Here is a 9667-nt window from a genome sequence, read left to right on the forward strand (position 1 = left end):
AGGTTAGTCACCCCGGCGTCCTGGAGAAATAGCCAATCCGGGCGAAGAACAGGTGACCAATCTACAGGCCACGGTTCCTCAGCCACTGTATGAAGCCCTTCTTCACCGGCACCACGGGTGCGTCTTCGGTCAGGGCTTGGGCGGCATGGCGGCGGAAATCCAGCAGCGCCTTCATGGCTTCACCAATATCATGCCGGGCGTCCAGGCACGGCTTGAGGTATTCATTTTCGATGCGGTAGAGCGTGCAGTAGGTCTTGGCCGAGAAATCCGCCAGCGCCGCCTGGTCGGAGAGGATGCCGGACTCACCGATCACCTCCCCAGGGCCCATGCGCCCAGCCTCGAACTTGTGCCCGTCCTTGATCAACAGCACCGAGACCACGCCGGACTCGACAATGAACAGATGATCGCTGACTTCCCCCGCCGCCAGGATCATCTCACCCGCGCGGTAGGTGTGCAGGGTCATGTTCTGGCTGAAGGTGTCTTTTTCGTCCTGGCGCAAGGTCGAGAAGATCGTCGAGCGCTCCAGCAAAGCGCGGGCGCCAGACACCGCAGGCGGCGTGCTGCCTTCGGTGGCGGACAGCAGGCCCACACCCGCCGCCTGCAAATGCCGGTAGGCCAGGTCGTAAAGCTGGTTGCGGGTTTCGCGCTTGAGGCCCATGGCCGGCACAAAACCGCTGATCTCATATTCCACGCCACTGCCGGTGGATGCCTTGAACGCGACGCTGGGCGCCGGCTGGGCCAGCAACGGCCGGCAGCCCTGCATCGCACGCTCCAGGGCTTCGATCACGGTTTGCGGGCGCGCATGGGGGCTGACTTGCAGGCTGACCGCCAGGCCGAACATGTCTGCCGGGCGCGAGAAGTTGATGATCTTGGCCTTGGCCGCCAGGGAGTTGGGGATCACCGCCAGGCTGCCCTGGGAGGTTTGCAGGCGCGTGGCGCGCCAGTCGATATCGGTGACACGGCCTTCGGTGCCGTCGATGGAGATCCAGTCATCGATCTGGTAAGGCTTGGTGGTATTGAGGACGATCCCGGAAAACACATCGCTCAGGGTGCTTTGCAAGGCCAGGCCGACGATGATCGCCACGGCGCCGGAGGTGGCCAGCACGCCCTTGACCGGCAGGTCGAGCACGTAGGCCATGGCGGCGATGATCGCGATGAGGAAAATCACCGCGCCCAACAGATCCTGCAACAAGCGCCCGGTATGGCCGACCCGCTGCATCATCACTGCGCCGAGCAACACCGTGAGGGTGCGGGCGGCGAACAACCACCAGCCGATCTGCAGCGCCGTGGCGGCGAGGTGCAAGGTGGTGTCATCGGCATAGGGCGCCGCTTGCATGGGGTTCATGCCGTCGTTGAACAGCACGGCACTGAACACCGCGAAAATCACCAGCCGCGCTGCGAGTTTCCAGTTGGCCAGGTTGGGGGAAATAAGGCGCCACACGGCGATGTCGATCAGGATCAACGCCACGGCGCACAGCATCGGGTGATCAGCGATAAATGAGGGCATCCAGGCGACTCCAGGGCGAATGCCGAGAAGATCGCATGAAATCAGAACCCTGGAAACAAAATGTAGGAGCGAGCTTGCTCGCGAAAAACCACAACGATGACGCGTGCTGTCTGATTGAACGCGGTATGTTGAAGTTCTTCGCGAGCAAGCTCGCTCCTACAGGGGTTTGCGGTGAATCGTCAGGCGTGCATCTGCCCGAATTTGCCCGACTGGAAGTCGGCAAATGCCTGGTGAATCTCCTGCTCGGTGTTCATCACGAACGGACCGTGGCCGACGATGGGCTCGTCGATGGGTTCGCCGCTGAGCAGCAGCACCTTGGCGTCGTCGTTGGACTCCAGGGTCAGTTGCTTGCCGTCGCGCTCGAACAGCGCCAATTGCCCCTGGCGTGCGACCTCTTCGCCGTTGATCAACAACGTGCCGCTGAGCACCACCAAGGCGGTGTTACGCCCGGCGTGCAGGTCCAGCGTGACTGGTTTACCGGCGTTGAGGCGCAAGTCCCACACGTCTATAGGCGTGAAGGTGCGGGCCGGACCTTGAGTGCCGGCGAATTCCCCGGCGATCAGGCGTAGTTGGCCGGCGTCGTCCGCCAGTGGCAGCACCGGAATGTCGCCATCGACGATGGTCTGGTAACCGGCATCCGCCATTTTGTCCTTGGCCGGCAGGTTGACCCACAGTTGCACCATCTCCAGTGCGCCGCCGCGACGGGCGAAGTCTTGGGAGTGAAACTCCTCGTGAAGAATGCCCTTGGCCGCCGTCATCCATTGCACATCGCCTGGGCCGATCTTGCCGCCGGCACCGGTGGAATCGCGGTGCTCGACTTCGCCGTCGTAGACGATGGTCACGGTTTCAAAACCGCGGTGCGGGTGTTGGCCGACGCCACGGCGCTGTTCGGTGGGGGTGAATTCGGCGGGGCCTGCGTGATCCAGCAACAGGAATGGGCTGATGTGCTTGCCCATGGTGTCGTAGGAAAACAACGTGCGTACCGGGAAGCCATCGCCGACCCAGTGGGCGCGGGGGCTGGTGTAAATACCAATCAGCTTTTTCATGGTGTACCTCCAAAGTGAGTACACCTTAAATCGTCTCACCCTTGAACACTAGCTGGTAAAAATGGCCCTGATCGTTCTACATATAGAACAATGCTTTAACCTGTGGGAGCGGGCCTGCGACAGCCGACGCCTATCTACCTGACACCCCGCGATCAACCTGTGGGAGCTGGCTTGCCTGCGATGACGGCCTGACAGTCGCCCCATCTCTACCTGACACCCCACGATCCAACTGTGGGAGCGGGCTTGCTCGCGAAGGCGGCCTGGCAGTCAACACGGTTGGATTGTGTGCATATCCATTGCTGCGGTAACGGCCACTTAGGGTTCCGCCCTGACGGCGGCTCACTTTTGAGAAGCGCAAAAGTAAGCAAAACGCTCTTGCCCCACCACTCGGCACCTCGCCTAGGCTCGGTGTGCCCGTAATCCGCCAGTGATTTGGGGGGCCGCCGCCACGCGCCATCCATGGCGCGGGGCGGCTAAACCGGCATCCCTGCCGGTTTACCCCCCAAATCCCTGTCGAATTCCGGCCAGCGTGGTTTGACGGGGCGCTTGAGATCAAAAGCAGATCAAGATCAAGAGCGGCTCGCTTCGCATCGTGGTTACCGTTGGCTGCTACAACCTACAAAAATGTGTAGATGGTTCGGTTGACTCATCAGTGACTGGCACTCCGCTTTCGCGAACAAGCCCACGGGAGATCTGCGCATAGCTGACGGGGGTTATCAGGGGGCTGGATTAATTTATATTTCAACCATAATATAAGCAAAAAATTACGACCGTAATTTTTTGCACACTGGTTTCCGGAGTTCGCCATGCCCCCTCTCCCCCTGCGTCTTCTCACGCCCCTGGCTCTGCTGATGATTCTTAATGGCTGCAACAGCAAGGCCGATACCGCCGAGGTGCCCGTTTCACGTCCGGTACTTGCCGCCAAAGTCGAAGCCGCCGGCACCCAGCAAAGTGCCTACACTGGCGTGGTGGCAGCGCGCACTGAAAGCAACCTGGGCTTTCGAGTCAGCGGCAAGGTGATCGAGCGCAAGGTCGACCCCGGCCAGCATGTCTCCCGTGGCGACAGCCTGTTGGTGCTGGATATCGGCGACTTCGAACTGGCGTTGCGTTCGGCCAAGAACCGCGTCAACGCCGCCGAGGCGCAACTGCGCCAGCGTCGTGACGATGAAAACCGTTACCAGCGCCTGGCCAGTACCGGCGCGGTGTCGCGGCAGATCTTCGACCAGTCGGCCACCAACCTGCGCGTTGCCCAGGCCGAACTGGCCGCGGCGCAATCGGACGCCAGCCAGATCGAAAACCGCCGCACTTATTCGGTACTCAAGGCCGATGGCGATGGCATCATCACCGACGTGCTGGCCGATCGCGGCCAAGTGGTGGCCGAGGGGCAAATCGTCGCGCGCCTGGCCCATGACGGTGCCCGTGAAGCCATCGTCAACCTGCCAGAGAACCAGCGCGACCTGGCCGCGCAAAAAGCCTTGGCATTCCCCTTCGGCGCAGCGGACCAGGCAGTGACCGCCACCCTACGCGAGCTGTCCGCCAGCGCCGACCCGGTCACCCGCACCTACCGCGCACGTTATGTGCTGCAGGGTTCGGTCGAGCGTTTCGCCCTCGGTTCCACCATCACCGTGCGCCTGCAAGGCAACGGCCAGCCTCTGCAAACCCGCGTGCCCATTGGCGCCTTGCAGGATGCGGGGCAAGGCACGGGCGTCTGGCTGATTGGCGATGACCAAAAGATCAGCTTCGCCCCGGTGAAAGTCGCCAGCCTCGGCCAGGAAGACGCCTTGCTCGACAGCGGCGTAACACCCGGCCAAACCATCGTCGCCCTCGGCGCTCACCTGTTGCACAGCGGCGACACGGTGCGCTTGCTGCCCGCCCAGGCGCTGGCCCTCAACCGTCAGCAGGATCAATGAGTATGCGCGGGATCAATCTCTCCGAACTGGCCGTCAAACACCGCGCCGTCACCCTGTTTTTGCTCATTGCGATCCTCGTCGCCGGGGTCTTCGCATTCGGCAAGCTGGGCCGCGCCGAAGACCCTTCGTTTACCGTCAAGGTCATGACCATCACCGCTGCCTGGCCCGGTGCCACCGCCCAGGAGATGCAGGAGCAAGTAGCCGACCGCCTGGAAAAACGCCTGCAAGAGCTGGACTACTACGACCGCGTCGAGACCATCGCCCAGCCGGGCTTTGTGTCGATGCGCATGACCTTCCTCGAATCCACCCGCCCGAGCGAGATCCAGGCGCTGTTCTACCAGACGCGCAAAAAGCTCAGCGACGAAGCCGCGCAATTGCCCAAGGGCGTGATCGGGCCGTTTTTCAATGATGAATATTCCGATGTGTACTTTGCGTTGTATGCCCTGGAAGCCGAACACCTGCCCCACCGCCAGCAAGTGCAAATGGCCGAACAATTGCGCCAGGGCCTGCTCAACCTGCCCGGGGTGAAGAAGGTCAATATCCTCGGCGAACAGGCCCAGCGTGTGTTTGTGGAGTTTTCCTATGAGCGCCTGGCGACCCTGGGCATCAAGCCCGAACAGATTTTCGCCGCCCTCGCCGCACAAAACGCCGTGGCGCCCTCAGGCTTCGTCGAAACGGCGGGTGCCCGCGCCTATATCCGCATCGACGGCGCGTTCGACAGCCTGGCCCTGATCGAGAATGTGCCCCTGCAAGTCAATGGCCGCGTATTGCGCATCGCCGATGTGGCCACCGTGAGCCGGGGTTATGAAGACCCGCCCAGTTACCGCATCCGCCACCAGGGCGACCCGGCGCTGATGCTGGGCGTGATCATGGAGAAGCACTGGAACGGCCTTGAACTGGACAAGAGCCTGCACGCCGAAGAAGCGCGGATCCAGGCCGACCTGCCCCTGGGCGTGAATTTCGCCAAGGTGTCCGACCAGGCGAAAAACATCAGCCTGGCAGTCAATGAATTCATGCTCAAGTTCTTCGTCGCCCTGGCGGTGGTGATGCTGATCAGCCTGTTGGCCCTGGGCTTTCGCGTGGGGCTGGTGGTGGCGGCCGCCGTGCCGCTGACCCTGTCGATCGTGTTTGTGATCATGCTGGTCACGGGCCGTGAATTCGACCGCGTCACCCTCGGCGCGCTGATCATCTCCCTGGGCTTGCTGGTGGACGACGCCATCATCGCCATCGAGATGATGGTGGTGAAACTTGAAGAAGGGTTTGACCGCATTCACGCGGCGACCTATGCCTGGAGCTCCACCGCCGCGCCCATGCTCACCGGTACGCTGGTGACCATCATTGGCTTTTTGCCGGTGGGGTTTGCGCGCTCCGGTGCCGGCGAGTACGCCGGCAATATCTTCTGGATCGTCGGGTTTGCATTGATTTCGTCGTGGCTGGTCGCGGTGGTGTTCACGCCTTACCTGGGCGTAAAGATGCTACCGCAGATCAAGCCAGTGCCCGGCGGGCATGATGCGATTTATGCCGGGCGCTACTACCAGAAACTGCGCGGCCTGGTGGAGGCCTGCGTGCGTAGGCGCTGGCTGGTGACAGGGTTGGTGGTGGCCGCGTTTGTGCTGTGTGGCCTGGGCATGGCCGTGGTGAAGAAACAGTTCTTCCCCGATTCCGACCGCTCGGAGCTGATTCTGGAAGTGTATATGCCGCCCGGCAGCGCGTTCAAAAGCACGGAGGCCGTAGCGGCTCAGGTGGAGAAGGCGCTGTTGCAGGAACCCCAGACGAGCATGGTCGACACCTATGTGGGCGGCGGCGCACCACGGTTTTTCCTGTCGTTGAACCCTGAAATGCCGGACCCGGCGTTCGCCAAGTTGATCGTGCAAACGCCGGATTCCCATGCCCGCGACGCACTGAAACTGCGGATGCGTGAGCGCATTGCGGCAGGCGAATTCCCTTCGGCGCGGGTTCGGGTCACACAGCTCGTCTTCGGCCCGCCAGTGCCGTTCCCGGTGGTGTTCCGCGTTTCCGGGCCGGACCTGAATGTGCTGCGTGGGTTGTCTGAAGACGTGCGTCAGGTGGTAGCCAGCAACAAGCTGACCAGAGACACCTTCCTCGAATGGGGCGAACGTGCCAGCGGTTATCGCCTGGTGCTGGATCAGGATCGCTTGCGCCTGCTGGGGTTCACGCCGGACGAGGTCAAGTCCCAACTCAACGCTTTGCTCAGCGGCAACCCGATCACCGAAGTGCGCGAAGGCAACCGCACCGTGTCGGTGGTGGCCCGTGCCCAGGGCCGCCAGCGTGAAGACCTGGGCAACCTCAACAACATGACCCTGACCAACAGCGCCGGCACCTCGGTGCCATTGGCCCAGGTCGGGCATTTCCAGGCGGTAATGGAAGAGCCGATCCTCAAGCGCCGCGACCGCGCCACCACCGTGGAAGTGCGCGCCGACATCATCGACGGCGTACAACCGCCCGATGTGGAAATGGCCGTGTACAAAGACCTGCAGCCACTGATCGCCAAACTGCCCAGCGGGTACAAAATCGACATCGGCGGCCCGGTTGAGGAAAGCGCCAAGGCCAACGTCGCCCTGGCGGCGCTTTTCCCGATCATGATCCTGCTGACCCTCACGGTGATCATGTTCCAGGTACGCTCCTTTGGCGTGATGTTCATGGTGTTCGCTACCGCGCCTTTGGGCCTGATCGGCGCAGTGCCCACCTTGTTGTTGTTCAACCAGCCGTTCGGCTTTAACGCGATCCTGGGGCTGATTGGCATCGGCGGCATTCTGATGCGCAACACGCTGATATTCACCGACCAGATCCGCCAGAACCAGGACCACGGCATGGCGATTCGCGAGGCCATTATCGAAGCCACGGTGCGGCGTGCCCGACCGGTGATCCTTACGGCACTGGCGGCGGCGTTGGCGTTTATTCCGTTGACGTTGTCGGTGTTCTGGTCGTCCCTGGCCTATGTGCTGATTGGCGGGGTGTTGGTGGGCACGGTGTTGACGCTGTTGTTCTTGCCAGCGCTGTGCAGCTTGGTGCTGCGCGACAAGGTTGCTGAAATGTCCCACGTAACGGCCGGATAAGCGCTACTCCCCTCCCCTGTAAACCTCTGCAAAGTCCCTCGCCTGATCAAATAGTGCGAGGGATTGCAGATGGTTTTTCCTGTGAGTGCCTTGGTTACCTGGCCGTCCCCCGTGGGCAGCCGCCGCGGATGACCCAAGCAGCCCAAATTACCTTTATCGAACACGAGCTGGATGGTTTCCATCAGAGCCTGGCGGAGTACCGCCAGCAGATGGGCGCCTGGTATTCGCGCGCGCTGGATACGGTCAGTCATGCAGCGGACATGCCGTCGTTGCTGGGTATGGATCGGGTGTTGCGGGCTGGGGATGCACAGCAGTCGGTGAGTCTTGGCGATACGGATTTTTCCACCGTGACCCGCTGTCCGGCGGGTGGTGTGCTGAAGATCCAGAGCAGGTTCGAGTCAGCGTACGACGTGCCGATCGGCAATATCCCGGTTGAGGTGATCGGGCTGGATGACGGCAGTTCCAGAGTCATCCTGCTCGACGAGCACGGCGAAGGTTCCCACGACTGCGCCGCTGGCGGGCGTTATCAGGTGAGGGTTCAAGGCGGTGTTTCAGCGCAGCAAGTCGACGCCTTGTTTGCTTCCTATGCGGGGCTGACAGCGGATCTGGAGCAATGGCTGCGCGAGCAGTGGCAAGGCTTCAAGCCACACTGGCAGCAATCCACCGCCAGCGCGATTGGCAACGGCGTGCTGGCCGGCAGTTGGGCAGCGATCCGTGACGCGTGGGACAGCATCAAGCAGGTGCAGGCGATGCTTGAAGACCCGCTCAAGTACGTCGAGCAACTGGGTAGCGAGGCGGCCAGGTTGGCGCAAATCGCCACTGATGCGCCCAAGGTCATGGAACAGGCGATGTTGCTGGCCAGTGATGAGGCGGCGCTGTACCTGTTACTGCGCACCGCCATGATCTGGCTGGAGGCGTTACCGCCCAGTGAAGTCGCACAAGCAGCCGCCGGTTTTATGGTGTCGCTGCTGATTGACCTGGTGATTGGCGCGGTGCTGACCATCGCGCTGCCGGCAGCGGGCGTGGCGTATTTGAGTATGCGCCTGGTCAAGTACGGTGCGTGGGTGCTTCAGTCAGCCGTGGGCTTCGTGACCGGTGTGCTGACGACCCTCACGAAGTTCATGCAGGCGGTGGACCGCTACAAAGCGGTGGCGGTTCGCGGGGTGGTGGGTGGGCTGAAGCAAGGCACGATGCAGATGCGCTGGCGGGCGCGGCAGAACGCGGTGCTGACGCAGAAAGAGCATGTGGATGATGTGCCCGCCGTGGCTTCAAATCCGAAGGGGGACGCTGCGGCGTCTGCGGATAAAACGGTCACTCACGGTTGCCCGGTGTCGATGGTCACTGGCGAGGAATTGCTGACCCTCACCGATGGCGCGTTGGACGGGATCTTGCCGTTTGAGTGGACGCGGCTGTACCGCACCAGCGCGGTGGAAATTGATTGTGGGTTGGGGTTTGGTTGGAGTCATGCGCTGGCTCATCGGCTGGTGGTGTCGGGCGATTTGGTGGTGTGGACTGACCATGAGAACCGCTCGACTGCCCTGCCCTTGCCGACTGCCGCTCGACCTGCGATCACCAATAGCCTGGCGGAAGCGGCGATCTACTTGGGTTCGGCGCCTGACGAGTTGGTGTTGGCCCAGGCCTCGCGCTTCTATCACTTTCGCGATGGTGTGCTGACAACCATCAGCGATGCGTATGACAACCGGCTGCGCCTTTGCCGGGATCGTTCAGGGCGGATTGAGCGGCTGGATAACGGTGCGGGCCGTTCGCTGCTTTTGCGTTATGAGCTGGATCGCATCGTCGCGGTGGACTACCAGGTGCATCGCGCCAAAGGGCGAGAGCCCTACGTGTGGGAGACCGAGCAGAACGTTGTTTCCTACGCCTATGACGAACACGGACGGCTGGTCTGCGCGACCAATGCTGTCGGGGAAAGCGAGCGTTATCGGTATGACGATCAGCACGTCATTCTTGAACGCCAACTGGCCGGTGGGGCGAGTTTCTTTTGGGAATGGGAACGTGCTGGCAAGGCAGCACGCTGTGTTCGGCATTGGGCGAACTTTTCGCAGATGGACACGCGTTATGCCTGGGGCGATGACGGGCGCGTCACCGTGCATAACGCCGACGGTAGCC

Annotated in this window: 5 protein-coding genes; 3 read left to right on the forward strand and 2 right to left on the reverse strand. The window is 61.9% G+C overall.

Features of this window, described 5'->3' with window-relative positions; translation table 11 throughout:
• Nucleotides 1–61: 61 nt before the first annotated feature.
• Both MF6394_RS20790 and MF6394_RS20795 read right to left on the reverse strand, forming a co-directional pair.
• Nucleotides 62–1507, reverse strand: coding sequence for a mechanosensitive ion channel family protein (locus MF6394_RS20790; RefSeq protein ID WP_044270055.1), 1446 nt, complete (start codon nt 1505–1507; stop codon nt 62–64).
• 179 nt (nt 1508–1686) lie between these two features.
• Complete coding sequence (locus MF6394_RS20795) at nt 1687–2553, reverse strand: pirin family protein (protein WP_078467446.1); 867 nt, start codon at nt 2551–2553, stop codon at nt 1687–1689.
• Between the two features lie 806 nt (nt 2554–3359).
• On the opposite strand from MF6394_RS20795, the gene MF6394_RS20805 reads away from it, so the two are divergent.
• The 3 genes from MF6394_RS20805 to MF6394_RS20815 all read left to right on the forward strand — a co-directional run.
• Nucleotides 3360–4463, forward strand: coding sequence for an efflux RND transporter periplasmic adaptor subunit (locus tag MF6394_RS20805; protein WP_078467448.1), 1104 nt, complete (start codon nt 3360–3362; stop codon nt 4461–4463).
• A 2-nt stretch (nt 4464–4465) separates the two neighbouring features.
• On the forward strand, nt 4466–7540 hold the full coding sequence (locus MF6394_RS20810; protein WP_078467449.1) for an efflux RND transporter permease subunit: 3075 nt from the start codon (nt 4466–4468) through the stop codon (nt 7538–7540).
• Nucleotides 7541–7668: 128 nt separating this feature from the next.
• Nucleotides 7669–9667 (forward strand): RHS repeat domain-containing protein (locus MF6394_RS20815; protein WP_161952177.1); only part of this gene is annotated, 1999 nt, incomplete at its 3' end.

Source organism: Pseudomonas sp. MF6394 (genome assembly GCF_002018845.1).
GTDB lineage: Bacteria > Pseudomonadota > Gammaproteobacteria > Pseudomonadales > Pseudomonadaceae > Aquipseudomonas > Aquipseudomonas lactis.